At 29.6% G+C, this 26,989-nt stretch carries 22 protein-coding genes; 13 read left to right on the forward strand and 9 right to left on the reverse strand.

Annotated elements, in window-relative coordinates; translation table 11 throughout:
• Positions 1-160: 160 nt before the first annotated feature.
• Positions 161-799 (forward strand): DUF937 domain-containing protein, encoded by a 639-nt coding sequence (locus HGB55_RS06860; protein ID WP_168815950.1) that lies wholly within the window; start codon positions 161-163, stop codon positions 797-799.
• A gap of 94 nt (positions 800-893) precedes the next feature.
• Positions 894-1,196, forward strand: a complete 303-nt coding sequence (locus HGB55_RS06865) for a DUF6787 family protein (RefSeq protein WP_168815952.1) — start codon at positions 894-896, stop codon at positions 1,194-1,196.
• A gap of 6 nt (positions 1,197-1,202) precedes the next feature.
• Here the strand turns inward: HGB55_RS06865 and HGB55_RS06870 are convergent, their stop codons facing one another.
• From HGB55_RS06870 to HGB55_RS06885, 4 genes are read right to left on the reverse strand one after another with little or no spacing between them, the layout of a single operon-like run.
• Positions 1,203-1,475 (reverse strand): hypothetical protein, encoded by a 273-nt coding sequence (locus HGB55_RS06870; protein ID WP_168815954.1) that lies wholly within the window; start codon positions 1,473-1,475, stop codon positions 1,203-1,205.
• Positions 1,476-1,519: 44 nt separating this feature from the next.
• A complete protein-coding gene (gene msrA, locus HGB55_RS06875; RefSeq protein WP_211047361.1) occupies positions 1,520-2,152 on the reverse strand; it encodes a peptide-methionine (S)-S-oxide reductase MsrA in 633 nt (210 codons plus the stop codon).
• 20 nt (positions 2,153-2,172) lie between these two features.
• A complete protein-coding gene (locus tag HGB55_RS06880; protein WP_168815956.1) occupies positions 2,173-3,531 on the reverse strand; it encodes a M28 family peptidase in 1,359 nt (452 codons plus the stop codon).
• 10 nt (positions 3,532-3,541) lie between these two features.
• Positions 3,542-4,564 carry a low specificity L-threonine aldolase gene (locus HGB55_RS06885; protein WP_168815957.1) on the reverse strand — a complete coding sequence of 341 codons (1,023 nt, stop codon included), beginning with the start codon at positions 4,562-4,564 and terminating at the stop codon, positions 3,542-3,544.
• A gap of 44 nt (positions 4,565-4,608) precedes the next feature.
• On the opposite strand from HGB55_RS06885, the gene prfB reads away from it, so the two are divergent.
• From prfB to HGB55_RS06910, 5 genes are all read left to right on the forward strand, one after another.
• On the forward strand, positions 4,609-5,715 hold the full coding sequence (gene prfB / locus HGB55_RS06890) for a peptide chain release factor 2 (protein ID WP_168815959.1): 1,107 nt from the start codon (positions 4,609-4,611) through the stop codon (positions 5,713-5,715).
• Positions 5,715-6,335 (forward strand): HAD family phosphatase, encoded by a 621-nt coding sequence (locus tag HGB55_RS06895; protein WP_168815961.1) that lies wholly within the window; start codon positions 5,715-5,717, stop codon positions 6,333-6,335. Before prfB ends, HGB55_RS06895 begins: the two co-directional genes overlap by 1 nt.
• 162 nt (positions 6,336-6,497) lie before the next feature.
• A complete protein-coding gene (locus HGB55_RS06900) occupies positions 6,498-8,885 on the forward strand; it encodes an outer membrane beta-barrel family protein (RefSeq protein WP_168815963.1) in 2,388 nt (795 codons plus the stop codon).
• Between the two features lie 55 nt (positions 8,886-8,940).
• Positions 8,941-9,279 carry an arsenate reductase (glutaredoxin) gene (gene arsC, locus HGB55_RS06905; protein WP_168815964.1) on the forward strand — a complete coding sequence of 113 codons (339 nt, stop codon included), beginning with the start codon at positions 8,941-8,943 and terminating at the stop codon, positions 9,277-9,279.
• A 161-nt stretch (positions 9,280-9,440) separates the two neighbouring features.
• Complete coding sequence (locus HGB55_RS06910; RefSeq protein ID WP_168815965.1) at positions 9,441-11,894, forward strand: outer membrane beta-barrel family protein; 2,454 nt, start codon at positions 9,441-9,443, stop codon at positions 11,892-11,894.
• Positions 11,895-11,950: 56 nt separating this feature from the next.
• On the opposite strand, the gene HGB55_RS06915 is transcribed toward HGB55_RS06910, so the two are convergent.
• Entirely contained in the window at positions 11,951-12,121 is a 171-nt protein-coding gene (locus HGB55_RS06915) for a hypothetical protein (RefSeq protein WP_168815966.1), read from the reverse strand.
• Between the two features lie 192 nt (positions 12,122-12,313).
• Between HGB55_RS06915 and fumC the strand changes: the two genes are divergently transcribed.
• Entirely contained in the window at positions 12,314-13,711 is a 1,398-nt protein-coding gene (fumC, locus tag HGB55_RS06920) for a class II fumarate hydratase (protein ID WP_168815967.1), read from the forward strand.
• Between the two features lie 69 nt (positions 13,712-13,780).
• Here fumC and HGB55_RS06925 read toward each other — a convergent pair whose 3' ends face one another.
• Both HGB55_RS06925 and pta read right to left on the reverse strand, forming a co-directional pair.
• Positions 13,781-14,968 (reverse strand): acetate/propionate family kinase, encoded by a 1,188-nt coding sequence (locus HGB55_RS06925; RefSeq protein ID WP_168815968.1) that lies wholly within the window; start codon positions 14,966-14,968, stop codon positions 13,781-13,783.
• A complete protein-coding gene (gene pta / locus HGB55_RS06930; protein ID WP_168815969.1) occupies positions 14,968-17,061 on the reverse strand; it encodes a phosphate acetyltransferase in 2,094 nt (697 codons plus the stop codon). The genes HGB55_RS06925 and pta overlap by 1 nt, the downstream gene beginning before the upstream one ends.
• A gap of 158 nt (positions 17,062-17,219) precedes the next feature.
• Here pta and hutI point away from each other — a divergent pair, with 158 nt between their 5' ends.
• Positions 17,220-18,455 carry an imidazolonepropionase gene (gene hutI / locus HGB55_RS06935; RefSeq protein ID WP_168815970.1) on the forward strand — a complete coding sequence of 412 codons (1,236 nt, stop codon included), beginning with the start codon at positions 17,220-17,222 and terminating at the stop codon, positions 18,453-18,455.
• A gap of 1 nt (position 18,456) precedes the next feature.
• Here the strand turns inward: hutI and HGB55_RS06940 are convergent, their stop codons facing one another.
• Positions 18,457-20,907, reverse strand: coding sequence for a polysaccharide biosynthesis tyrosine autokinase (locus HGB55_RS06940; protein ID WP_168815972.1), 2,451 nt, complete (start codon positions 20,905-20,907; stop codon positions 18,457-18,459).
• Between the two features lie 6 nt (positions 20,908-20,913).
• The gene (locus HGB55_RS06945; RefSeq protein WP_168815974.1) at positions 20,914-21,678 is read right to left on the reverse strand and encodes a polysaccharide biosynthesis/export family protein; all 765 of its coding nucleotides are present in this window, start codon (positions 21,676-21,678) and stop codon (positions 20,914-20,916) included.
• A gap of 87 nt (positions 21,679-21,765) precedes the next feature.
• On the opposite strand from HGB55_RS06945, the gene HGB55_RS06950 reads away from it, so the two are divergent.
• The 4 genes from HGB55_RS06950 (at position 21,766) to secA (ending at position 26,986) form a co-directional block, all read left to right on the forward strand.
• A complete protein-coding gene (locus HGB55_RS06950) occupies positions 21,766-22,542 on the forward strand; it encodes an O-methyltransferase (RefSeq protein WP_168815976.1) in 777 nt (258 codons plus the stop codon).
• Positions 22,543-22,579: 37 nt separating this feature from the next.
• On the forward strand, positions 22,580-23,152 hold the full coding sequence (locus HGB55_RS06955) for a cob(I)yrinic acid a,c-diamide adenosyltransferase (RefSeq protein ID WP_168815978.1): 573 nt from the start codon (positions 22,580-22,582) through the stop codon (positions 23,150-23,152).
• Positions 23,153-23,245: 93 nt separating this feature from the next.
• Positions 23,246-23,467, forward strand: a complete 222-nt coding sequence (locus HGB55_RS06960) for a DUF2795 domain-containing protein (protein ID WP_168815980.1) — start codon at positions 23,246-23,248, stop codon at positions 23,465-23,467.
• Positions 23,468-23,644: 177 nt separating this feature from the next.
• A complete protein-coding gene (gene secA, locus HGB55_RS06965; RefSeq protein WP_168815982.1) occupies positions 23,645-26,986 on the forward strand; it encodes a preprotein translocase subunit SecA in 3,342 nt (1,113 codons plus the stop codon).
• Positions 26,987-26,989 lie beyond the last annotated feature (3 nt).

The raw sequence follows: 26,989 nt of genomic DNA on the forward strand, positions 1-26,989 counted from the left end.
TTTTAATAATTATACGATTTTAAAATTCAGAATATTATCAAAACGATAAAAAAGAATTTATATTTTAAATAGTGACTCTTTAAACTATTTTGTGTCTTAAAATAACAGAATTAATTAATTTTTTGTCTAAATTAGGCAATCAACTTAAAAAAATAAAAAAATGGCAGGAATTTTAGATCTTTTAAACAGTGACCTTGGTAAAACGCTTATCAATGGAACTAGCAAACAATTAGGACAAGATAAAGGAAAAACAGCAAATGCATTAAGCACTGCATTACCTTTTATTTTAGGCGCTATGAAAAATAATGCTAGTACACCAGAAGGTGCAGCAGGATTATTAGGCGCATTAGGAAACGATAAACATAGTGGTAATATTTTAGACAACCTAGGAAGCATTTTAGGAGGTAGTAATATTGATGATGACGTATTACAAGATGGAGCCGGAATTTTAAGCCATGTTTTTGGTGGAAAAGAACAAAATGTTGCTCAAGCTGTAAGTAAAAAAAGTGGGCTTGATTTAAATTCTGCTATGCAAATATTAAAAGTAGCTGCACCTTTAGTAATGGGATATTTAGGAAAAGAAACCCGACAACAAAATGTAACTGACAGTAATGGTATTGGAGATTTGCTTGGTGGTTTACTAGGTAGTGGCGCTCAAACTGAACAAAGTTTAGTTTCTAAACTTTTGGATGCTGATGGTGATGGCAGTATGATTGACGATTTAATTGGAATGGCTACCGGAAGCAAAAAGAAAGGTGGACTTGGTGGTTTATTAGGTGGATTATTTGGAGGTAAATAACATAGTATTTTAAGTACATTTAAAAGGTCAAGTTATATAATTTGACCTTTTTTTATTAAATTATAAATGTATTTTTGCAACGAATTTTTAACAAATGGAAAAACTAAAGCAACGCTGGGGATTAAAATCGAACTTTCAAGTTTTATTAATAATAATTGTGTTTTCAATTAATGGATCTTTTGCTGTTTGGGTTGCCAAACCGGTTACTGAACTTATTGGTTTAAATGTTGAAACTACAAATCCTTGGATTTTTTGGCCAATTAGAATTTTTTTAGTTTTTCTAATTTATCAAGCTACTTTACCAATAGTTGGATTTTGTTTTGGACAATTTACTTTCTTTTGGAATTTTACAAAAAAAATGTTGTGTAGAATGGGTTTTAAAAAGTTGTTGAACTAAAATTCACTATTTTCTATTTTTCTTAAGTAAGTATTTATATATCCATGTTAATGTGAATGTAGGTAAAAAATCTGTTCCAAAAATACCGGCTTCTTCCACAAAAGAAACTAATCCTCCTACTTTCCCTTCTGTTCCTTTAAACATTTTAAACATTAAAAAAGCGGATAATGGGGCCCAAACAACATCTGAAAATTCACCAACAAACGGAATTACAAAAGATAACATTCCAACACCATCAAACAACACACTTAACAATAGCAATTTATATTTTTTTTGCATACTAATTTAATTTTTAATAGGGTATTACAATAAAAATGCCAACCTTATTGCTTTTTTAATTTATCCTTATATTTTTTTATGAATTTTTCAAGTTTTGGATTTATCACCGCTACACAATACCCTTGATATTTATTATTATTATAATAGTTTTGATGATAATCTTCAGCTTTATAAAACGTATCAAATTGAACAATTTCAGTAACAATTGGACTATCAAAAACTTGCGCTTCAGTTAAAGCTTTTATGAATTTCTCAGCAGTTTCTTTTTGCTCATTAGAATGATAAAAAATAGCAGATCGGTATTGAGTACCAACATCATAACCTTGTTTGTTCAACGTTGTTGGATCGTGAGTACTAAAAAACACATCTAATATTTCTTGAAATGTAATTATTGAAGAATCAAATTGAATTTGAATAGCTTCAGCATGACCGGTTGAGCCCGATGAAACTTCTTTATATGAAGGATTTTTAATTGTACCTCCTGTATAACCTGATGTAACTGACTGTACTCCTTCTAATCTTTGAAAAATTGCTTCAGTACACCAAAAACAACCATTTGCAAAAGTTGCTGTTTCTAATTTTTGTATCATTTTTGTTTTTTTAGTAATTACTGATTGTGCCGAAATATTGCCTAATACACAAAAAGAAAATAATAATATTAATACAGTTTTTTTCATACTTCAAAATTAATTTATAATTACTCTCCTTTCGGAATTAATTTTCTTGGAAATTGTATTAAACTTTCAGCTCCATTTTTACTTACAGAAGCTACACCAAAAAAATAATTATCAATTACAATATTTTTTAATGTATAATCTGATATTTTACCAACAAACATACTATGTTGCCATAAAGGCGAAGTTGTATCTCTCCAATAAATTTTATAACCTAATATATTTTCATCGTCTTCTACATCCCATTTTAACCTTGTTGAAGGTTGTACAGCTCCTGCAATCATCACATTTTTTGGCTCAACCGATGCCATTGCCAATGAAGCCAAAGTTAAACTGTTTACGGCTGTTAATTTTGCTGCGTACTCAAAATTTACGCCTTGTAGTACATCGCCATAGGCTATTCCATTTTCTTCTCTCAAATCCTGATGTTGCCTATTATAATTTTCGTGAGTTTCCATAATTCTAACACCGGTAAAACCCTCATTATTAAATGGTGTATGGTGGCCACCTCTTCCAAATCTATCCAATCTGTAAATCATAATTGCATCTAAATTGGTCATATATTTATCGGTAATATCATCAATATAACGAGCTAATTGACGAGATGGCCCATCTACTTCACCTCCATAATAACGCATACTATTACGTTCATTTTCTGTAGTTTTCATTGAAATAGCTTCAGAAAAAACTCTAAAAGTACTATTATCAATTACGCCATCAATTCCTTCAATATTTCCAATCATATCATTATTTAAAACGCCCACAATATCCCATTTATTTTCTTTAGCATATTCGGCTAAAATTTTACCTCCATACAAACCTTGTTCTTCACCCGAAAGACCCACATAAATTATTGAAGCAGGAAATTTATATTTGCTCAAAACTCTTGCCGCTTCAATGGTTCCTGCCATACCTGATGCATTGTCATTAGCTCCGGGAGCATCAGATGTAAAATTATTAGGATCAGTTACACGAGAATCTATATCACCAGACATAATTACATATCGATTAGGATATTTATAACCTTTTTGAATTGCAACAACATTAACAACTTTAGTATCTCTGATAATTCTTCTTCCATCTTCTTTAACTACATCAGAAATATATTTAACCTCTAAACAGTTATTACAATTTGTTGAAACTTTATCAAAAGTAGCTTTTATCCACCTTCTTGCAGCTCCAATACCTCTTGTTGTTGAAATTGTATCGGATAATGTATGCCTTGTACCAAAATCTACAAGTGTTTTTATATCATTTTCTATTCTTTTTGCTGAAGGTGCTGTTGAAATTTCAAATAAAATTTTATCGGCCTCAGTTTGAGAATAATTATTAATAGTTAGCAGTACTAAAAAAACAGGTATTATTTTTTTTATGTGAATCATTATATAAATTTTAAATATGTTCTAATGTATGAACAACTCTTTCTAACATTTCTTCAGTAAAATCCAAATGCGTTACCATTCTTAATTTTCCTTGCCCCATACTGCTCAATAAAATTCTGGCGTCATTCAGTCTGCTTATAAAATCTTGTTCATTAATTGAATCTATAACATTAAAAATAATGATATTTGTTTCAATAGGTTCAACACTTTTAATTAGTTCACAATTTTGAAGCGCAGCTCCAATAACCTTTGCCCTGGTATGATCAATTGCAAGTCGTTCTACATGATTATCCAAAGCATAAATTCCGGCGGCAGCCAAATAACCTGACTGTCTCATACCTCCACCAAACAATTTTCTAATTCTCAATGCTTTATCCATGTGTTGTTTTGTACCTAATAATATTGAACCGACCGGTGCTCCTAATCCTTTTGACAGGCATATTGAAATGGTATCAAAAACTTTTCCATACTGCTCTGGAGATTCTTCTTTTGCAACTAAAGCATTGAACAACCGCGCACCATCTAAATGTAAAGCAAGATTATTGTCTAAACATATCTTCTTTATTTTTAAAATCTCATCAAAATCCCAACAAGCACCACCACCTTTATTTGTTGTATTTTCTACCACTACAAGTCGTGAATACGGTGCATGAATATCGGTTCTGCTTCCAGATACTACTTCGTTTAACTGATTTGCAGTAAACATACCTCTAGTACCATCAATTAAATGACTTGTAACTCCAGAATTGAATGCTGCTCCACCACCTTCAAAATTATACACATGTGTCCATTTATCACAAAACATTCTGTCTCCGGGTTGTGTATGTAATTTTATAGCTGTTTGATTTGCCATTGTACCAGAAGGGAAAAATAAAGCATCTTCCATACCAAACATTTCGGCTATCTTTGATTGTAATTGATTAACAGTTGGATCTGATTTAAAAACATCATCACCAACTTCAGCATTCATCATGGCATTTAACATGCCTTTTGTAGGTTTAGTAACTGTGTCACTAATTAAATTTATTTGCATAGTTTAAAAATGAAAGGTTATTTTTGTAATTCTCAATTTTAGAAATGATATCAAAAGAACACATCAATAAATTACAAGAACGAATAGGCAATTTAAAAACTTACCTCGATATTGACAAGAAAATAATTGAAATTTCAAACGAGGAAGAAAAAACTGCAAATCCCAATTTTTGGAATAACCCGAAAGAAGCCGAAATTGTAATGAAAAAACTTCGAGCCAAAAAAAAATGGGTGGAAGATTTTAATAATTTAACTACCAATTTTGAAGATACCTCTGTTTTATTCGATTTTTATTCTGAAGGTGAAATTAAAGAAGATGAAGTTGACAAACAATACCATAAAACATTAAATATTATAGAAAACTTAGAGTTTAAAAATATGCTTTCTGATGAAGGTGATAATTTGAGTGCTGTACTTCAAATTACTGCCGGAGCCGGTGGTACAGAAAGTTGTGATTGGGCTCAAATGCTTATGAGAATGTATTTAATGTGGAGTGAGAACCAAGGTTTTAAAATTAAAGAACTTAACTTCCAAGAAGGTGATGTTGCCGGAATTAAAACTGTAACTTTAGAAATTGATGGTGAATATGCTTTCGGTTATTTAAAAGGAGAAAACGGTGTACATCGTTTAGTTAGAATTTCACCTTTCGACAGTAATGCTAAACGCCATACTTCTTTTGCATCAGTATATGTTTACCCACTTGCGGATGATAGTATTGAAATAGAAATCAATCCCGCAGATATCACATGGGAAACAATGCGCTCAAGTGGTGCAGGAGGTCAAAACGTTAACAAAGTTGAAACTGCAGTACGTTTACGCCATAAACCTTCGGGAATTATGATTGAAAACTCAGAAACTCGTTCTCAACTTGATAATAAAACCAAAGCAATGCAATTACTTAAATCTCAATTATACGAAATTGAATTGCAAAAACAACGAGAAAAGCGCAGTGAAATTGAAGCAAATAAATTAAAAATTGACTTTGGTTCTCAAATTCGAAATTATGTAATGCATCCTTATAAATTAGTAAAAGATGTTAGAACCACATACGAAACTGCTAATGTAGATGCTGTTATGAATGGAGATATTGATGGCTTTATAAAAGCATACCTGATGCAACAAGGACAAAAAGAAACTTCAACAGAATTATAATGGAACATAAAATTGATACCATAATTTTTGATTTAGGCGGTGTACTTGTCGACTGGAATCCAGCATATCTATATAAAAAAGTGTTCAATGGCGATGTAACCAAAGTTAACTGGTTTTTAAGTTCTGTTTGTACAACTGAATGGAATACAGAACAAGATGCAGGCAGAACCATTGAAGAAGCTGTAAAACAAAAAGTTACAGAGTTTCCTGAATATGAAGATTGGATTCGATTGTATTATAACGAATGGCACCACATGTTTTCTGGTCCAATTCATCAAAATGTTGAATTGTTCAAAACATTAAAAGCCTCCGGAAATTATAAAATTTATGCTCTAACCAATTGGAGTGCAGAAAAATGGGACAAAGCTATAGAGTTATTTCCTTTTTTTAAGGATTTTGATGGTGTGGTAGTTTCCGGTAAAGAAAAAACCAGAAAACCCTTTCCTAAAATATACAATATCATATTAAACAGATATAATATTACACCTGAAAATGCTGTTTTTATTGATGATAACAAAGAAAACGTAATTGCTGCAAGTAGTTTTAATCTTAATGCTATACATTTTAAAACCCATGAAAAACTAAAAGAAAAACTAAATTCTCTACAAATATTTTTCTAATAAAAATTTTAATTTTACATCATTTCAACAATAAACAGTTATTTTTTTTAAATAAAATACTGTTTATTGATAATAATTCGTATTTTTACTGAAATTAAATTTTATATATAAATATGTAAAAAATACCAGTAAAATGCTATGAATTAATTAACCCGTTTTTTTATGAGAAAAATATTATTATTGCTAACAATATTAACCCCAATAATAAGTTTTAGTCAAGAAAAGAAAACCCCCACTTTTACAATTTCAGGCAAAATTATTGATGCTTCTTCTAAAGACCCAATAGAATATGCAACTGTAGTTTTTAAAAGCTTAGACTCAAGTCAAATTAAATTTGGTGGAATTACCAATAGAAAAGGCCATTTTTCAATTGATGTTGATGAAGGAACTTACGATGCCTCAGTTGAATACATTTCTTACAAAACCAAAAAATTAAATATATCTACCATTACTAGAGATTTTAATATTGGTACTATTGCTATAGAACAAGATACAGAAGCTCTAAAAGAAGTTGAAATAACAGCCAACAAAAAAACGTTGGAATTTAAACCCAACAAAATGGTGTATAATGTTGAAAAAGATATATCGGCTGCCGGAAGTATGGCAACGGATGTTCTTAACAATATTCCATCAATAAATGTTGACCCTACTGGTAGTATCACACTAAACGGACAAGGCACTACTGTAATGATTAATGGTAAAGTTTCTTCAATGACCAAAGCAGAAGCTTTAAAATCGCTACCTGCAAATTCAATCGAAAAAGTTGAAACTATTACCAACCCGGGGGCAAAATATAATGCTTCTTACAAAAGCATTATTAACATCATTCTAAAAAAAGGAAAAGATGAAGGCTTAAATGCTTCTATAACAGGAAATGTGGGTTATAAAGATATTTATGGAGGAGCTCTAAATTTAAATTACAAAACAAAAAAAGTTAATTTTTATACCAATACATCGTATGGTTATAAAAACTTTATTCAACTTACAAAAAGTGAAAATGAGTACTTTGAAAATTCTAATACTACATCATTTTTAAAAGAAAAAAATAAGTATAACAGTAAACAAAATAGTTTAAATAGTACTGTTGGTGCCGATTTTTATATTTCTGACAAAACAACTTTATCAACCGGTGTAAACTATACTAATTTAGATTATAATCGAACTACTTTAACCAATTCTGATATTTTTGATAGCTCTAATAATTTAACGTCGGAAAATTTTAGAAATCACAAAGGCGATTTTAATGATGAAATTATTGAAGTAAACGTTGATTTTGAACATAATTTTACTAAAGAAGGTCAAAAATTAACTTCCTCATTTACATATACCAACGATGAAGAAACTTATAAAAACAATATTATAAATACTAATGAAAATTATACTGATGAATATTATGTTGAAAACAATACCTTAAAAAATACAATTTTTAATATTCAATTCACAAACCCAATAAACGAAAAATCAAATTATATATTAGGTTACCAAGGTGAGTTTGGTAAAATACCTTTTACATATTCAGGAATTACAAATTATAGCGATATTGATTATAAGGAAGATATTCATGCTGTTTTTGCTGAATATGAATATCAAGGTGCAAAAATGTATTATGGAATAGGATTAAGAGCAGAATTTGCAGAATCTGATATTGATTACAAAGATTATAACAGTAAAATAACAAAAAACTTTGACGATTTATTTCCTTCTGCTTATGTAGAATACACCATTAATGATACTCAAAGTTTGAGTTTTAGCTTTTCAAGAGGTATAGCAAGGCCTGTTTATAAGGATTTACAACCTTTTGAACAAAAGTACAGTGAAACCTCATCTTATATAGGAAATGAAAATTTAGACCCAACCTATTTCAACAGCTTTAATCTTTACTATTCATTAAGTCTAAACAAATTTAATTTTTCAACTTCCGTTCTATACCAAAGATATGAAGATTGGCCTGAGGAAGTTACTTATGAAACAGGAGAACAAATTAACGGTGTTAACAAAATTCTAACCACCATTGCAAATGTAGGTAACACAAACTACTCTAATTTAAATATTACCGGAGCATATAACCCTAGCAAAATTGTAAGTTTTATTGGAAATATTTCCCTTTCTAATTTTGACCAATCGGGAATTTTTAAAATTGTTAATGATGCAGGTCAAAATATAACCAGAGATTTCAATAACTCAAATTTATTGGGAACCTTAAGCTTACTTACGCAACTTAAAATACCAAATGTTTTTAATTTTCAAACCAATATTAAACACGAATTGAAATCGGAAGGTGCTTATTTTACAAGAAAAGAAAGAACTTATGCTACTGCATCTATCAGTAAAGATTTATTTGATAATAATGCAACCATTAGTTTAACAACAAATGACATTTTTAATTCATACAAAACCAAAAGAGAACGATTTAGCGATTATTATTTTTCGAAAACAGAAATAAAAAATAAATATCAAGATTTTATTTTATCATTTACATACAGGTTTAATCAAAGCAAAAAAGACAGAAAAATTGACTTTAATCAAAAAGATATTAAACCAAAATTATAGTTAAAATAGTTTTTCATTTGTTTTTTTAACCCTTATTTTTGTAAAAACCACAAAAATGAAAATCTATCACAATCCTCGTTGTAGTAAAAGCCGACAAGGTTTAGCTATTTTAGAAGATTTAAATCTTAATTTTGAAGTCGTAAAATATTTAGAAACGCCTGTTTCAAAAGAAGAATTAACAGAAATTATTTCATTATTAAATATTTCTCCTATTGATTTAGTTAGAAGAAATGAGACCATTTGGAAAGAAAATTATAAAGGGAAAAAACTAACTGATGCTCAAATTATTACAGCAATGGTAGAAAATCCCAAATTAATTGAAAGACCAATTGTAATTAATAATGGAAAAGCTATTATTGGTCGCCCACCCGAAATTATTAAAACAATACTTTAGTTTTTTAAACCTTTACACTTTTTATTAGTCTAAATAGTTTTCTCGGTTATAACAAATAACTATTTTTTATTTGATATAAGTTTGTTAACATATATTAACTACATATTAACATAGTTGTATATGTACAAAAAGTATATTTGAATTTAATTTTAAATAATTTTATGAATAGAAAACTTCTACATATTCTAGTTATTGTATTCTCACTAACAACGTATGCACAACAAAAAAGTAACATACCTCAAATAACTGTTTCAGGAAATGTAATTGATAATGAAACAAAACAAGGGTTAGAGTATGCAACAATAGTTTTTACTCCGGTAAATGGAAAAGAAATAACCGGTGGCATAACCGATACCAACGGTTCTTTTAACATTCAAGTTGCAAAAGGAAAATATAATATATCAGTAGAATTTATATCGTTTAAAACCAAAACTATATATAACAAATTAGTTGATAAAGATATTAACTTAGGTACTATTTTTTTAGAAATGGATGCTGAAGCTCTTGATGAAGTTGAAATTATTGCTGAAAAAAGTACAGTTGAAATACGACTTGATAAAAAAATATATAATGTGGGGAAAGACATGACTGTTAAAGGAGGAACTGCCTCTGACGTTTTAGACAATGTTCCATCAGTAAATGTTGATGTTGAAGGAAATGTAAGTCTTCGTGGCAACGAAAACGTTCGAATATTAGTAAATGGAAAACCTTCCGGTTTGGTTGGATTAAGCGGAACTGATGCCTTAAGACAACTTCCTGCAGATGCAATTGAAAAAGTTGAAGTAATTACTAGTCCGTCAGCACGTTATGATGCTGAAGGAACAGCAGGTATTTTGAATATTATATTAAGAAAAGGAAAAGCTCAAGGATTTAACAGTTCAGTAACTTTAACTGCCGGTGATCCTCATAATATTGGGGCTTCAACAAATATGAATTACCGAATTAACAAATTCAATTTTTTCACTAATATAGGTTATAATGATAGTGAAGGTCCCGGAAATTCATATAACAATACAACCTATTTGAACCCTTACGAAAATTCTCCATATTTCAGAAACGAAAAAAGTAAGTACAATAGAAAAAACGAAAATTTTAATACAAACTTAGGCATTGAATATTATTTAACCGATAAAAGTTCAATTACAGGATCATTTTTATATAGAACATCAAAAGGAGATGATAAATCATCAAATATTACAAATGAGTTAGATCAAAACAAAACTATTACTCGAACTAATGATAGAACTGAAATTGAAATTGATGATGATAAAACAATCGAATATTCATTAAATTTTACACAAGATTTTAAAAAAGACGGTCATAAATTAATACTCGATTTTCAATACGGAAAAAGTGACGAAAAAAGTGATGCTTACATTTCCGATTACGACACTTTTCCTTCTTATGAAGAAAATAATCCTGAAAGAAATTTTACCGACGAAGAGTCTGAAGATATTATGTTTAAAGGTGATTATGTATTACCAATTGGAGAGAATACTCAATTCGAATTTGGTTTTAAAGCTGATTTGAATGATTTAAATTCAGATTATTTAGTTGAAGATTTTAATGAAGAAACCGAAGAATACTACAATAACACAAACCTATCAAACACTTTAGATTTTAAACAAGATATTTATTCTGTTTATACACAATATGGAAGCAAAATAAATAAATTCTCTTATCTGCTAGGTTTAAGAATGGAAAATACTGACCGAAAAATCAATTTAATTCAAACCAATGAAACATATAATAAAAGTTTTACTAAATTTTTCCCAACAATTAATTTAGGTTTAGAATTTAACGATTCTGAAAGTTTAACATTAGGATACAGCAGAAGATTAAGACGTCCACGACACTGGTTTTTAAACCCTTTTGAATCTAGAGTTAGCGAAACCTCTGTAAGAAAAGGAAATGTTAATTTAGACCCTACCTATACAAATTCTTTTGATTTAGGTTATTTAAAACGTTGGGATAAACTAACACTAAACTCTTCTATTTATTACCAACACGAAACCAATAATTTTGAAATGGTGGAAAATGAAGAAATTAGAGATATTGATGGCGTACAAACTTTAGTTATTATTAGAAATCCAATAAACTTAAGTTCCAGAGATCGTTATGGCTTTGAATTTACAGCAAACTATAATCCTTATAAATGGTGGCGAATTACACAAAGTTTTAATTTCTTTAAATCAGAAACCAAAGGAGATTATAATGAAATCAATTATGATTCAGATGATACTTCTTGGTTTACACGTTTAAACTCAAGAGTTACTTTACCCGGTAAAATTGATTGGCAAACAAGAGCTATGTACCGAGGACCTTCAGAATCTGCATTATCAAAAAGAGAAGGTATGTTAAGTGTAAACTTAGCCTTTAGCAAAGATATATTTAAAGACAATGCTACATTATCATTAAATGTAAGCGACTTATTTAACAGTAGAAAAAGAAAATCTGAAAGTTATACAACAAATACCATATCTAAAGGAGAATTTCAATGGAGAGAACGTCAAATTTTATTGAATTTCACCTATCGATTCAATCAAAAAAAGAAACAAGAAAGACCTAATGGAGAAAATAATGGTGGTGGTGAAGAAGAAATGTTTAAAGCATAAAACAAAAAAAGGTCAATTATTAAATTGACCTTTTTTAATATATTATTTATAAAAAATTATTCTTTTTTAGCTTCAGCTTTACCTTCTTTTCTGTATTTCCAAGATTCTTTAAAATAACCTACTAACCAATAAGGAATTACAAATGTTAACAAAAAAATCATTAACCAAAATCCCATTGTAAAAATACCTAAGAATACTAAAAATCCTGAAAACTGAGATAAATCCATATCTTATTAATAAAATTTATTTTAAATTATTTACAAAAATAATATTTATTTTTAATTATCACATATCTTTTTTATTTTTTTACAAATGATATTTCTCATCTAAAAAATCAAAAAAAACACGCACATTTGAACCCTTAAAAATCATATTTAGTAAATTTGTAAAACTCATTAAAAATAGATAAACTTAATATTATGAAATATAGAATTGAAAAAGACACTATGGGCAAGGTTGAAGTACCTGCTGATAAATATTGGGGAGCTCAAACAGAACGTTCGCGTAATAATTTTAAAATAGGGCCTTCGGCTTCTATGCCTTTAGAAGTTATTTATGGTTTTGCGTATTTAAAAAAAGCTGCTGCTCATGCTAATTATGATTTGGGAGTTTTACCATTGGAAAAAAGAGACTTAATTTCGGCTGTTTGTGATGAAATTCTTGAAGGAAAATTAGATGATCAATTTCCATTAGTAATATGGCAAACAGGTTCAGGAACACAAAGTAATATGAACTGTAACGAAGTTATTGCTAACCGTGCTCAAGAAATTGCAGGTAAAGTTATTGGTGAAGGAGAAAAAGTTATACAACCTAATGATGATGTGAACAAATCACAATCAAGTAATGATACCTACCCTACCGGTATGCATATTGCGTGTTATAAAATGATTATTGATACAACAATTCCAGGTATTGAAAAATTACGTGATACACTTCAAGCAAAATCTGAAGAATTTAAAGATGTTGTAAAAATTGGTCGTACACACTTAATGGATGCTACTCCTTTAACTGTAGGACAAGAATTGTCAGGTTATGTATCTCAATTAAATCATGGTTTAAAAGCTTTAAAAAACACATTACCTCATTTAGCCGAATTAGCTTTAGGTGGAACCGCAGTTGGAACAGGGTTAAACACTCCAAAAGGATACGATGTTTTAGTGGCTAAAAAAATAGCTGAATTTACAGGCTTACCGTTTGTTACTGCTGAAAATAAATTTGAAGCTTTAGCATCTCACGATGCAATTGTTGAAAGTCATGGCGCTTTAAAACAATTAGCGGTTTCTTTGAATAAAATTGCAAATGATATTAGAATGATGGCTTCTGGTCCACGTTCAGGTATTGGAGAATTAATTATTCCTGCCAACGAACCTGGAAGTTCTATTATGCCTGGAAAAGTTAATCCAACACAATCTGAAGCATTAACTATGGTTTGTGCACAAGTTATGGGTAATGATGTTACAATTACTGTTGGAGGAACTCAAGGACATTACGAATTAAACGTATTTAAACCTGTTATGGCAGCTAACTTTTTACAATCTGCTCGTTTATTAGGAGATGCCTGTGTTAGCTTTAACGATAATTGTGCTATTGGTATTGAGCCAAATTATACTCGTATTACTGAATTAGTTAATAACTCTTTAATGTTAGTAACTGCTTTAAATACTAAAATTGGGTATTATAAAGCTGCTGAAATTGCAAATACTGCTCATGCAAACGGAACAACTTTAAAAGAAGAAGCTGTACGTTTAGGATATGTTACTGCTGAAGAATATGATGAATGGGTAAAACCGGAAGATATGACAGGTTCTTTAAAATAAATAGAACTTAATAAGAATAAAAAAGCCTTGAAATTTCAAGGCTTTTTTTATATCAACAAAATTGGTCTTCTAATTATGAATTAAATTGTAAGATTGCTTTGCAATTTCAACTTCTTCATTAGTAGGAACAATTAAAATTTTAGTTTTTGAATTATTTGAATGAATTTCAGTTATTTCCTTAGCTCTAACTTTATTTTTTTCTTCATCTAACTCTATTCCAAAATATTCCATGTTGGTACACACTAATTTTCTGATAAAATCAGAGTTTTCACCAATTCCGGCAGTAAATACAATAGCGTCTAAACCATTCATTGCCGCAACATATTCACCAATATATTTTTTAATTCTATAAGTATTCATATCAAGTGCCAGTTTGCAATCTTTATTCCCTTTTTCAGCTTCAGATTCGATATCTCTTAAATCACTAAATCCGGTTAAACCAAACATACCGCTCTCCTTTTGTAACATGCTATTTACATCATTTAAATCATAACCTAAATTATTAACTAAATGAAATATAATTGAATGATCTATGTCTCCACTTCTGGTTCCCATAACCAATCCTGTAACAGGTCCAAAACCTAAAGTAGTATCAATACTTTTTCCTTCTTTAACAGCAGTCATACTACAACCATTTCCTAAATGAATTGTAATTATTTTTGAATTTTTAATTCCTAAATATTCAATAGCTTTTTCTGAAACGTATTTATGACTTGTTCCATGAAAACCGTATTTACGGATATTATTTTCATCCAAAAATTTATTTGGAATAGCATATTTATAAGCTTCAACAGGTATTGTTTGATGAAATGCTGTATCAAAAACTGCTATTTGTTTAGCTTTTGGAAACATATTTTCTGCAACTATAATTCCTTCATAATTTGCCGGATTATGCTGTGGTGCTAAAGAAAATAACGTTTTTATTTTATCTTTTACTTCTTGATTTATAACTGTTGTATCAGAAAACGTACTCCCTCCATGTACAACTCTGTGCCCAACAGCATCAATTTCTGAAGTAGATTTTAAAACTCCTGTTTTTTCATTAAGTAAAAGGTTTACAACTTGTTCCAAACCAACTTTATGATTTGGTATATCCATTACCTCATCTATTTTATACTCTGTTGATTTGAAATGAATTTCAGCGTTTTGCTGACCAATTCTTTCTACCAAACCAGAGCATATCACTTCCTCTTGAGGCATGTTAAACAATTGATATTTAATTGATGAACTGCCTGAATTTAATACTAAAATTTTCATTATATATCTTGCGCTTGTATTGCTGTTAAAATAACAGTGTTAAAAATATCGTCTACTGTACAACCTCTACTTAAATCGTTAACCGGTTTATTTAATCCCTGTAACATTGGGCCAATTGCTAGTGCTCCTGTTTCACGTTGTACTGCTTTATATGTGTTGTTTCCTGTATTTAAATCCGGGAAAATTAATACGTTTGCTTGTCCTGCAACTTCAGAATCCGGCATTTTACTTTTTCCTACTGTAGCATCAACGGCAGCATCGTATTGAATTGGTCCTTCAACTTTCAAATCGGGTCTTTTTGCTTTTACAATTTCAGTTGCTTTTCTAACAATATCAACATCTTCACCTTTACCAGAAGCTCCGGATGAATAAGATAACATTGCAATTTTTGGTTCCATTCCAAAGTTAATACTTGACTCTGCTGATGAAATTGCGATTTCTGCCAATTGCTCAGAAGTTGGGTTAGGATTTATGGCACAATCTCCAAAAACCGAAACTCTATCTTCCAAACACATAAAAAAGACTGAAGAAACAACCGATACATCAGGTTTAGTTTTAATAAACTGTAATGCCGGTCTAATAGTATGTTGTGTTGTATGTGCCGCTCCAGAAACCATTCCGTCTGCCAATCCTTTATGCACCATCATAGTTCCAAAATATGAAACATCGCCTATTAAGTCTTCAGCCATCTCAATTGTTAGCCCTTTATTTTTTCTTAATTCATATAAAGTGTTGGCAAACTCAGCATGACATTCACATTTAAGTGGGTTAATTATATTTATTTTATTAATATCTAGTTTTAATCCTAGTCTATGTATTGTATTTTCAATTTTTTCTTTTTCACCTAAAATAGTTAAATCAACTATATCAGCTTCAACCAACCTAGCAGTAGCTGTTATAATTCTATCATCATTACCTTCAGGTAAAACAATATGTTTACGAACAGTTTTAGCTCTTTTCAATAAATTATATTGAAACATTCTAGGAGTAATTCCGGAATTTTTGAATGTGATTAGTTTTTCATTTAACTTATCAACCTCAACGTATTTTTCAAAAGTATGTAATGAAGTTGTAATTTTTTCTTTATTTCCAACATACATATGCGAACGTACGGCTCCTATTTTATTGGCAACTTCAAACGTTCCTTCTTCAACAGATAGAATAGGTACAACTTCAGATAAACCATCTATCAATTTAACAATAGGTTCTTCTGGTTTAATACCGCCGGTTAAAACAATTCCAGCAATTTTTGGGTAATTTGATGAAATATTAGCTTGTAAAGCTCCTAAAATTATATCGGCTCTATCACCAGGAGTAATTATTAAACAATTTTCACATAAATGATTTAAATAATTTCTCAATTGCATTGCTCCCACTATAAATTTTGAAGATTGATTGTTTAGATGATCTTTACCAAATAAAATTTTTGCATCAATTGCTTCTGCTATTTCTTTAATTGTTGGGTTATTTAATGAAGGAATTAATGGTATTACATTTACTGAAATACTTTCCGGTAAATTTTTCTCTACTCCTTTTTTAACAATTTCAATATTTTGTTCTTGTACTTTATTGGCTACAACACCTAAAACTTCAACTTCTTTTTCTTTAAAAGAATCGTAAGCCAAGTGTAACTCTCCTATAAATTCATCAAGTGTTTTACCTACTCCGCTTGAAACTATAATTACCGGTGTTCCTAAATTTTTGGCAATTAAAATATTTGCATCTAACTCTATGGCTGCTCCTTCACCCGAAAAATCGGTACCCTCAACTAACATAAAATCATTTTTTTCTTCTAAGGCCTTGTATTTTTCTATTATTTTATCAAAAATATCACCTTCTTCACCTTTGTTACGTTTTGCAATAAACTCACTACGAGTAAAAGCATAAGCTTCTTCTGGATTTAAATCCAAATCAAAATGAGAAATAATTGTGTTTATATGATTATCTTTTTTACCCTTAACAATATCATCAATTATAGGCCTAAAATAACCAACTTTTGCAGTTTTTCCTAAAAGCATTCTCATCAATCCTAATGCAACAATTGACTTACCACTATTGGCTTCACTAGTTGCAATATATATGGCTTTATTCATTTTTATTTATTTTTGTGCAAAGATACTTCAATCGTAATTTATTTCCTTGTTTTTTCCATTAAAAAATAGTAACTATTGTAACATTTTTTTAATAAAATAAGCCTAATTAATCCTTTTTAAATTATGTGTATATTTGAACTTATAATTTTATATAAAATATGACTACTTTAATTACCAATATAAAGGAATTATTACAAGTTGGAAGCATTTCAAAAGAAATGGTTTGTGGTAAAGAAATGAAAATTTTACCTACAATTAAAAATGCCTTTTTATTAATTGAAGATGATTTGATTAAAGATTTTGGAAGCATGAAAAGTATTTCAAAATTTGAAGTTGATAATTATGTTGATGCAAAAGATAGAATTGTGCTACCTACTTGGTGCGACAGCCATACGCATATTGTTTATGCAGGTAATAGAGAGCGGGAGTTTGTTGACAGAATTAACGGTTTAACCTATGAAGAGATAGCTAACAATGGTGGTGGAATATTAAATTCGGCTAAAACATTGCAAAATACAAGTGAAGAAGATTTATATCTACAATCTGCAAAACGGATTGAAGAAATAATGAAATTAGGAACAGGTGCTGTTGAAATAAAATCGGGTTACGGTTTAACCAAAGATGCTGAGCTTAAAATGCTTAGAATAATTAAAAAACTAAATGAAAATTATCCTATTACCATTAAAGCAACATTTTTAGCCGCACATGCACTACCTTCTGAGTTCAAAAAAAACAAAAAAGCGTATATAGATTATGTTATTAATGAAATTCTACCAATAGTTGCAAATGAAAATTTAGCTGAATTTATTGATGTTTTTTGTGAAACTGGATATTTTTCAGTTCAGGACACAGAAAGGTTGTTAAAAGCAGGAAAAAAATACGGTTTAATTCCAAAAATTCATGTAAATCAATTTACTGCTATTGGAGGTGTTCAAGTTGGTGTAAATTACAATGCGCTTTCTGTAGATCATTTAGAAATTATGAGAGATGAAGATATTAAGGAATTAAAAAACACAAAGACAATGCCTGTTGCACTACCTTCATGTTCTTACTTTTTGAGCATTCCTTACACACCTGCAAGAAAAATTATAGATGCCGGATTGCCCTTAGCTTTAGCAACAGATTATAACCCTGGTTCTACTCCATCAGGAAATATGAATTTTGTAATTTCAACAGCTTCTATTAAAATGAAAATGACTCCGGAAGAAGCTATTAATGCTGCCACCATAAATGGTGCTTATGCCATGGGATTAGAAAAAACTCACGGTAGTATTTGTATCGGTAAAAAAGCCAATTTTATAATTACAAAAGAAATCCCGAGTTTTGGATTTATTCCATATTCGTTTGGAAATCATCAAATTGATAAAGTTTTTATTGAAGGAAAAGAAATATAATTTATTTTTTTATCAGTTTTAATAATTTCTTAAAAAAAGACTTTTTCTCATCCTCACTATAAGTGTGTCCATATTTACCATAGCCATAACTATATCCGTAGCCATACCCATAGCCATATTTAGATTTTATTTTAAAGTCGTTAAAAACTATACTAATATTAGCTATTTCTTCTTTTAAATACTTCTCGTTAATCATTTTAAGCATTCCTTTATACGAATAACCTTGTCTTATTACATACATTGTTGTATCTGCATACTTAATCACTTCAATAGCATCACTAACTAAACCTATTGGAGGAGTATCTAAAATTATATATTCATAATCTTCTTTTAAGCTTTTAATCAATTCTTCAGTTGAAGGACTGATAATTAATTCTGAAGGATTAGGAGGTACAGGACCTGAGGTAATAACATCTAAATTAGGTACTTTTGTTTTTTGGATAATTTCTTCTTTAGTTGCTTCTGAAATTAAATAGTTAACAATCCCTGTTTTATTTGAAATTTCAAAATCGTCAAATATTTTAGGTTTCCGCAAATCTAGCCCTACCAAAATTGTTTTTTTACCACCTAAAGCAAAAACCGTAGCCATATTTATGGAAACAAACGTTTTACCTTCACCACTAACAGAAGATGTTACAACTATTGTTTTTGATTTTTCTTTTACATTTCTTCCAAACAAAAATTGAATGTTTGAACGTAATGACCTAAATGATTCCGCTAAACTTGATTTTGGTTTTGTAAAAACAGCTAAATTAGTATCATATGTATTTTTTCCTATAACTCCTAAAAGTGGAATTGGAGATATTCGTTCAATTTCTTCTGGTGTATAAATTTTATTATCTAAAACTTCTTTAGCAATAATTACAAATAACGGCAAAATAATTCCCAGTAATAACGCTACCATATAATTAAAAGAAGTTCTTGGTAAAATTGAACCTTGCCCAGTATCTTTAGCAGTATCTAATACTGAAATATCAGAAACACTAGCTGCAATTGCAATATCAGCCTCATACCGCTTTTGCATTAACCACACAAAGTTAGATTCTATTAAACTATATTTTCTTTCAAAATTTATAAGTTTTTGCTCTTTAGTAGGAAGTTTATTAAGCTGATAATTATAACTGCTTAACCTTTTTTTACTATTATTTAAACTTACTACTGTTGCTTGCTTTAATGATGATAAATTTTCTAAAAGAACGTTTCGAGTTGTTTCAATTTCTTGGCTTTTAAGTTTTAATGATGGATGACTAGCTGTAACTTCTTTAGATAACCTTTCCTTTTCGATTGAAAGGCGTGTTAATTCACCTACCATGCTAGAAATAGCTTCATCTTCAATATTAATAATAGCCGGAGCCGGTATTTTGGAGTAATCAGAATGTGTTTTAATATAACTTTCTAAATTATCAAAATATTCAATTCTATCGGTAAGTTGTTTTTGAATTTGATCTAAACCTGTTGTTTGTGAAAAAATTTCACCTCCTTGTGCCGATAAATTGTAAATAGCATTTTCTTGCTTAAACTTACCTATATTATCTTCAATTATTTTTAAACTATCCGATGTATTTTTAAATTGTTCATCAATAAATTCTTTTGTACTATAAGCATAGTTTGTTTTTTGATCTAACTCATCTTTTGCCAATACTTCAACGGTTTTATTTAAATAATCTACCAGCCTTTTTTTATTTTCACCTGTTGAAGATATTTCTACAAGTGATGTTCCTTGTAATCCTTGGGCTCTAACATTTCTATATTTCCCTGTTACTTGGGTAATGGATTTTAATTCAACAAAATAAGATTGATCTTTTAAAACATTAGAATCATTTATTAAAACAATTTGAGCTTTTAAAAAAGGTAAATTTATATATTCATCAATCAAAAATATTTGAGAAAAAGTAAAATTATCTGTTTTATATTTCTTTTCTGATTCATCTTTATAATTGATAAGCTGATAAGTACTCTCAGGATTAAATTCAACAGTTAATTTATAGCTTTCGTTGTCAATAAAATCAATTTTAATAAGCGAATTGATTAGCTGATATTGATTAGGTTGTAATTTTATTTTAAAAGGTGTTTTACCATAAACATCTTCCATTCTAAAGCGTCCTTGTTTATAATATTCTATATAAAACTCAAGCTCTTTAATAACTTTTTCATTATGAGTACGAGATGTTAATGTTTTTCTTATAGACTCTACTTTATCACTTACACCTCCCCAGTTAAAAGCTATGTTTGTACCAGATGAAAATAACGGATTATTCTTTTCTTTTACCTCTATTGTGGTAGATAATCCATATACTTTTTGAGAAGAAATATTTTTATAATATGCAATTGCTAAAGCAATTGGAATGGTTAACAAAAACCATTTCCAATTCGAAATTATACGAAATAAATAATCTTTAATGTCAGAAATTTGTTCACTAGTATTTATATCTAGTTTAAATCTATTATCCATTCTAATTTATAAATTTTTAACTAATAATACAGAACTAACAACAAAAGATAAAATTGTTACTATAGTTGAAAATGTTTGCAGTCCTGTAGTACCTGTTCCCCAAGATTTTTGTTTTAATGGCGAAACATAAATAATATCATTTGGTTGAACATAAAAATTCTCTGAATTAAAAACATCTATATTTGTTAAATCGAGTTTATATTTTTTAACACCATCTAAAGAATTTCTTATAATTGTTACATCCGACCTATTTCCAAGTGGGGTAATTTCTCCTGCATTAGCAATTGCATCGATTATCGAAACCTGATTTTGCGATAAATTAATGGTTCCCGGAGAACCTACTTCACCGGTAACGATAAACTGTATTCCTCCTAATTTAGCTGTAACAAAAATTAACTCAGGATTTTTAAAAAACTTGGTTAATTCACTTTCAATTTTTTTTCTAACTTCATTTTCAGTGTACCCTAAAACATTTAAATCGCCTATATATGGTATTCTAATATTACCGTGTCTGTCAACCGTATAACCAGAAAAATATAAATTACCACTTGATGTTTCACCTCCACTTTTAAACATTGACACAATTTCAGGATTACTTGCCTTAATATCAATATATAAAATATCATTTACTTGTAATCGGTAAGGCTCATTATTCAATTTATAAATGTCAGATTTACTTATAGGTTCACCTTGAAAATAAGTCATTTGCTTACTTGTCACACACGATGATAAAATGCTTAAAAATAGAATGTAAAAAAAAAGTTTCTTCATATAAATTAATTGAGAGCAAGACAAATATAATTTTTAATAGCTTATTAAAATAATTTTTCTAGTATTTTCGCATTAAAATAAGCATTTATGTGGTTTAAAATTACATCCTTTTTTAGGTTTTTAAAAACATCTACTAATCAACATGGTGTACATTCTCCTTTTGTATATAATTTAGTAACAAAATGCTTTTATACTAAAACTAATAAGTCCAAAATTAATTCATTCATTACTATTAAACAATGGCTAAATAGTAACAAAAAAATCATAACTGTTACAGATTTTGGTAATGGCTCTAAAACTTTTAAAAGTAATAACAGAAAGGTATCGGATATAGCTAAAATTGCAGGAATAAGTACAAAACGAGCATTATTATTAATACGAGTAATTGAGTATTTTAAGCCACAAACTATTTTAGAAATTGGGACTTCTGTAGGTTTGGGTACTTCTGCTTTAAGTATTGGAAATCCAAATGCTCAAATTATTTCTTTAGAAGGCTGTGAAAATACTGCCAGTATTGCTCAAGAACTTTTTAAAGCAAATAATTTCAATACTATTAAACTGGTTACTGGTAATTTTAACAACACTATCCCTTTAACTATCAATAATAAGCAATTCGATTTAATTTATTTTGATGGAAATCATACCAAAGATGCAACCTTAAAATATTTTAGACAATGTTTAAGTACCATACATAATGATTCCGTTTTTATTTTTGATGATATTAATTGGTCAAAAGAAATGCAACTAGCTTGGAAAGAGATAAAAAACCATCCTAAAGTAACGATTACCATTGATATATTTTTTTGGGGATTTGTTTTTTTTAGAAAAGAACAAGCCAAACAACATTTTACAATACGAATTTAACTAGTAAATTAGCACAAAATATAGCTACTTTAAACTTATGAAAATATATACTAAAACAGGTGATAAAGGACAAACTTCACTTTTTGGAGGCACAAGAGTTCCAAAATATCATTTACGCATTGAAGCATATGGTACCATTGATGAATTAAACTCATATATTGGTTTAATTAAAGATCAAGAAATTGACAGTAACACTTCCAAAATACTCCTAAAAATTCAAAATGAGTTATTTACAATTGGTTCAATGTTGGCTACACCTCCCGAAAAAGAAATTCTTAAAAGCGGTAAAGAACGATTGAATATCCAAAAAATAAACAATCAATCTGTTACACTATTAGAAAATGAAATTGATAAAATGAACGAAAGTTTACCTGAAATGACTCACTTTATTTTGCCCGGCGGACACACTTTAGTGTCATTTTGTCACATAGCTCGATGTGTTTGCCGTCGTTCCGAACGAATTACCACACATTTAAGTGATGAAAGTACAATTGACAACCTAATTTTAGTCTATTTAAATAGACTTTCTGACTACCTTTTTGTACTGGCACGAAAATTGACAATAGATAAAAAAGCTCAAGAAATTAAGTGGATTCCTGAGAAGTTTTAAAAAGTTCTTTTTAAATATGAAAAAAAACAATAAAAAACTTGACTTTTTGAGTAAAAAAATTATTTTTGCAAAAAATTTAATACAAGAAAGTATATGTATTGGACATTAGAATTAGCATCATATTTAGCAGATGCACCTTGGCCAGCAACAAAGGATGAGTTAATTGATTATGCTATTAGAACAGGAGCTCCTTTAGAAGTTGTGGAAAATCTTCAAGAAATTGAAGATGAAGATGAAAATTTTGAGTCAATTCTAGAAATATGGCCAGACTACCCTTCTGAAGAAGATTATCTTTGGAATGAGGATGAATATTAAATAAACGTATAAAAATAAAAAAAGTCTCGATTGAGGCTTTTTTTTTGCTTTAAAAACAATTTTAAATATAATTTAAGACAATTAAACTTAAAAATATTTTAAATTCGCTAACTATAAATAGCGATATTAATTACACTATAAAAATAGATAAATTTTAAAAATTTGATATCATAAAATATGAGTATTCTAAATACAGTTTTGAAGGCATTTGTTGGAGATAAAAAGAAAAAAGACTTAAAACTACTACAACCAATTGTTACAAAAGTAACTACTTTCGAGAAAGAAATAGCTAATCTTACAAATGATCAATTAAGAGATAAAACCAATTATTTTAAACAACAAATAGCTGAAGCCACAAGTGAATTTACTAGTAAAATTAAAGAACTAGAAGAAGAAGCACATGAAGCTAATATTGATAGAAAAGAAGAAATATATGCTGAAATAGACAATTTAGAGGATGAATCTTATGAAGTTTCAGAAAAAAAATTACTTGAAATAATGCCTGAAGCATTTGCTGTAATTAAAGAAACCGCCAAACGTTTTACCGAAAATGAAACTATTACTGTAACTGCAACCCCATTCGATCGTGAACTGTCAGCAATAAGAGAAAACATTTCTTTAGATAATGAAAAAGCTATTTGGGCAAATACTTGGGATGCACAAGGAAAAGAAGTTACTTGGGATATGATTCATTACGATGTTCAGCTGATTGGTGGTGCTGTATTACATCAAGGTAAAATAGCAGAAATGATGACTGGTGAAGGTAAAACATTGGTTTCTACATTACCGGTTTATTTAAATGCACTTACAGGAAAAGGAGTTCATGTTGTAACAGTTAACGATTATTTGGCAAAACGTGATGCTGCCTGGATGGGACCAATTTTTGAATTTCATGGACTAAGTATTGATTGCATCGATCACCACCAACCAAATTCCGATGCACGTAGAAAAGCCTATAATGCTGATATCACTTATGGTACTAACAACGAATTTGGGTTTGATTATTTACGCGATAATATGGCGCACTCTCCAAACGATTTAGTACAACGCCCTCACAACTATGCCATAGTTGATGAGGTTGACTCGGTTTTAATTGATGATGCTCGTACACCGTTAATTATATCAGGAGCAACAGCAAATGCAGATCGCCATGAATTTAACGAATTGAAGCCAAGTGTAGATAAAATAGTTTCAATTCAACGTAATTACCTTACCGGAGTATTGGCTGAAGCAAAAAAATTGATAAGTGAAGGTGACACTAAAGAAGGAGGTTTTTTATTACTTCGTGTTTTTAGAGGATTGCCTAAAAGTAAAGCTTTAATCAAATACTTAAGTCAGGAAGGCGTTAAACAGATTTTGCAAAAAACGGAGAATTATTACATGCAAGACAACAACCGTGAAATGCCAAAAATTGATGAAGAATTATATTTTGTTATCGACGAAAAGAATAACTCTATTGAGTTAACCGATAAAGGAATTACATTTTTATCCGGTGATGGTGGCGACGAAAATTTCTTTATTCTACCAGATTTAAGTACTGAAATTGGACAAATTGAAAAAGAATTTGAATCTCCGGAAGAAATAGCAAATAAAAAAGAAGAACTATATCGTGAATTCAGTATTAAAAGCGAACGAATTCACACAATGAATCAACTGTTAAAAGCATATACATTATTTGAAAAAGATATTGAATATGTGATAATGGATGATAAAGTGAAAATAGTTGATGAACAAACCGGACGTATTATGGAAGGGCGTCGTTATTCAGATGGTTTACATCAAGCAATTGAGGCGAAAGAAAATGTAAAAATTGAAGATGCTACACAAACTTACGCAACAGTTACCCTTCAAAATTATTTCAGAATGTATCGAAAACTATCCGGTATGACTGGTACTGCTATTACTGAAGCTGGTGAGTTTTGGGATATTTATAAATTAGATGTTGTTGAAATTCCTACAAACAAACCATTAATACGAGATGACAGGCAAGATTTAGTTTTTAAAACCAAACGTGAAAAATACAATGCCGTTATTGAAGAAATTGATGCGTTAGTAAATCAAGGTCGCCCTGTTTTAGTAGGTACAACATCTGTAGAAATTTCTGAATTATTAAGCAGAATGCTTGGCATCAGAAAAATTAAACACAATGTGTTAAATGCTAAATTACATAAAAAAGAAGCCGATATTGTTGCTGAAGCAGGACATGCCGGTATAGTTACCATTGCAACAAACATGGCTGGTCGTGGTACTGATATTAAATTATCTGATGAGGTTAAAAAAGCAGGAGGTTTGGCCATTATTGGTACTGAACGACACGATTCAAGACGTGTAGACCGTCAGTTACGTGGACGTGCAGGACGTCAAGGAGATCCAGGTTCTTCACAATTCTATGTATCATTAGAAGATAATTTAATGCGTTTATTTGGTTCTGAAAGAATTGCCAAAATGATGGACAGAATGGGCTTACAAGAAGGTGAAGTTATTCAACATTCTATGATTACAAAATCTATTGAAAGAGCACAACGCAAAGTAGAAGAAAACAACTTTGGTGTACGTAAACGTTTATTAGAATATGATGATGTTATGAACTCTCAACGTGAAGTTGTTTACAAACGTAGAAGACATGCGTTATATGGTGAGCGTTTACAAGTAGACATTGTAAATATGGTTTATGATACTTGTAATTCATTAATAAGAGAAAATAAAATTACAAATGATTATAATAACTTTGAATTTGAACTAATTCGCTTTTCATCAACAAGTTCTCCTTTTAATGAAGAAGAATTTAAATCTCTTTCTGAACAAGAACTAACCGATCAGCTTTTTGATGTTGTTTACAAGCATTATAAAGAAAAATTAGAACGAAGCGCAAAAGCAGCATATCCGGTAATAAAAGATGTTTATGAAAACCAAGGTGATAAATACGAACGAATTGTTGTTCCTTTTACCGATGGCACAAAAGAGTTAAAAGTTATAACAAACTTAAAAGAAGCTTACGAATCTGAAGGAAAAGAACTTGTAACAGATTTTGAAAAAAATATTACTTTAGCAATTATTGATGATACTTGGAAAGATCATTTACGTCAAATGGACGAATTAAAACAATCTGTTCAAAATGCTACTTATGAGCAAAAAGATCCGTTATTAATTTACAAATTTGAATCTTTTGAATTGTTTAATTCTATGCTTGACAAAGTAAATAAAGAAGTTTTATCTTTCTTATTTAAAGGTGAATTACCTTCTCAAGATGCTAAACAAGTTTCGCAAGCAAGAGAACAAAAACGTGAAAAAGTTCAACTAAGTAAAGAAGAATATCATAGTCCAACAGAAGGTACTCAGACAAATCAAACCCAGCAACCACAAGTTATTGAGACTATTGTACGTACTGAACGTAAAATCGGTAGAAATGAGCATGTAACAATTAAAAATGTAATGACTGGAGAAAATAAATCTTTAAAATATAAACAAGCCATTCCGCTTATTCAAAAAGGAGATTGGGTTTTAACCGAAGATAGTTAAAAT

Source organism: Lutibacter sp. B1 (assembly GCF_012524075.1).
Classification (GTDB): domain Bacteria; phylum Bacteroidota; class Bacteroidia; order Flavobacteriales; family Flavobacteriaceae; genus Lutibacter.

What these genes read in the sequence shown, in the direction of transcription:
- HGB55_RS06860 (WP_168815950.1), top strand. Translation starts at nt 161, where the DNA reads ATGGCAGGAATTTTAGATCTTTTAAACAGTGACCTTGGTAAAACGCTT.
- HGB55_RS06865 (WP_168815952.1), top strand. Translation starts at nt 894, where the DNA reads ATGGAAAAACTAAAGCAACGCTGGGGATTAAAATCGAACTTTCAAGTT.
- HGB55_RS06870 (WP_168815954.1), bottom strand. Translation starts at nt 1,475, where the DNA reads ATGCAAAAAAAATATAAATTGCTATTGTTAAGTGTGTTGTTTGATGGT.
- msrA (WP_211047361.1), bottom strand. Translation starts at nt 2,152, where the DNA reads ATGAAAAAAACTGTATTAATATTATTATTTTCTTTTTGTGTATTAGGC.
- HGB55_RS06880 (WP_168815956.1), bottom strand. Translation starts at nt 3,531, where the DNA reads ATGATTCACATAAAAAAAATAATACCTGTTTTTTTAGTACTGCTAACT.
- HGB55_RS06885 (WP_168815957.1), bottom strand. Translation starts at nt 4,564, where the DNA reads ATGCAAATAAATTTAATTAGTGACACAGTTACTAAACCTACAAAAGGC.
- prfB (WP_168815959.1), top strand. Translation starts at nt 4,609, where the DNA reads ATGATATCAAAAGAACACATCAATAAATTACAAGAACGAATAGGCAAT.
- HGB55_RS06895 (WP_168815961.1), top strand. Translation starts at nt 5,715, where the DNA reads ATGGAACATAAAATTGATACCATAATTTTTGATTTAGGCGGTGTACTT.
- HGB55_RS06900 (WP_168815963.1), top strand. Translation starts at nt 6,498, where the DNA reads ATGAGAAAAATATTATTATTGCTAACAATATTAACCCCAATAATAAGT.
- arsC (WP_168815964.1), top strand. Translation starts at nt 8,941, where the DNA reads ATGAAAATCTATCACAATCCTCGTTGTAGTAAAAGCCGACAAGGTTTA.
- HGB55_RS06910 (WP_168815965.1), top strand. Translation starts at nt 9,441, where the DNA reads ATGAATAGAAAACTTCTACATATTCTAGTTATTGTATTCTCACTAACA.
- HGB55_RS06915 (WP_168815966.1), bottom strand. Translation starts at nt 12,121, where the DNA reads ATGGATTTATCTCAGTTTTCAGGATTTTTAGTATTCTTAGGTATTTTT.
- fumC (WP_168815967.1), top strand. Translation starts at nt 12,314, where the DNA reads ATGAAATATAGAATTGAAAAAGACACTATGGGCAAGGTTGAAGTACCT.
- HGB55_RS06925 (WP_168815968.1), bottom strand. Translation starts at nt 14,968, where the DNA reads ATGAAAATTTTAGTATTAAATTCAGGCAGTTCATCAATTAAATATCAA.
- pta (WP_168815969.1), bottom strand. Translation starts at nt 17,061, where the DNA reads ATGAATAAAGCCATATATATTGCAACTAGTGAAGCCAATAGTGGTAAG.
- hutI (WP_168815970.1), top strand. Translation starts at nt 17,220, where the DNA reads ATGACTACTTTAATTACCAATATAAAGGAATTATTACAAGTTGGAAGC.
- HGB55_RS06940 (WP_168815972.1), bottom strand. Translation starts at nt 20,907, where the DNA reads ATGGATAATAGATTTAAACTAGATATAAATACTAGTGAACAAATTTCT.
- HGB55_RS06945 (WP_168815974.1), bottom strand. Translation starts at nt 21,678, where the DNA reads ATGAAGAAACTTTTTTTTTACATTCTATTTTTAAGCATTTTATCATCG.
- HGB55_RS06950 (WP_168815976.1), top strand. Translation starts at nt 21,766, where the DNA reads ATGTGGTTTAAAATTACATCCTTTTTTAGGTTTTTAAAAACATCTACT.
- HGB55_RS06955 (WP_168815978.1), top strand. Translation starts at nt 22,580, where the DNA reads ATGAAAATATATACTAAAACAGGTGATAAAGGACAAACTTCACTTTTT.
- HGB55_RS06960 (WP_168815980.1), top strand. Translation starts at nt 23,246, where the DNA reads ATGTATTGGACATTAGAATTAGCATCATATTTAGCAGATGCACCTTGG.
- secA (WP_168815982.1), top strand. Translation starts at nt 23,645, where the DNA reads ATGAGTATTCTAAATACAGTTTTGAAGGCATTTGTTGGAGATAAAAAG.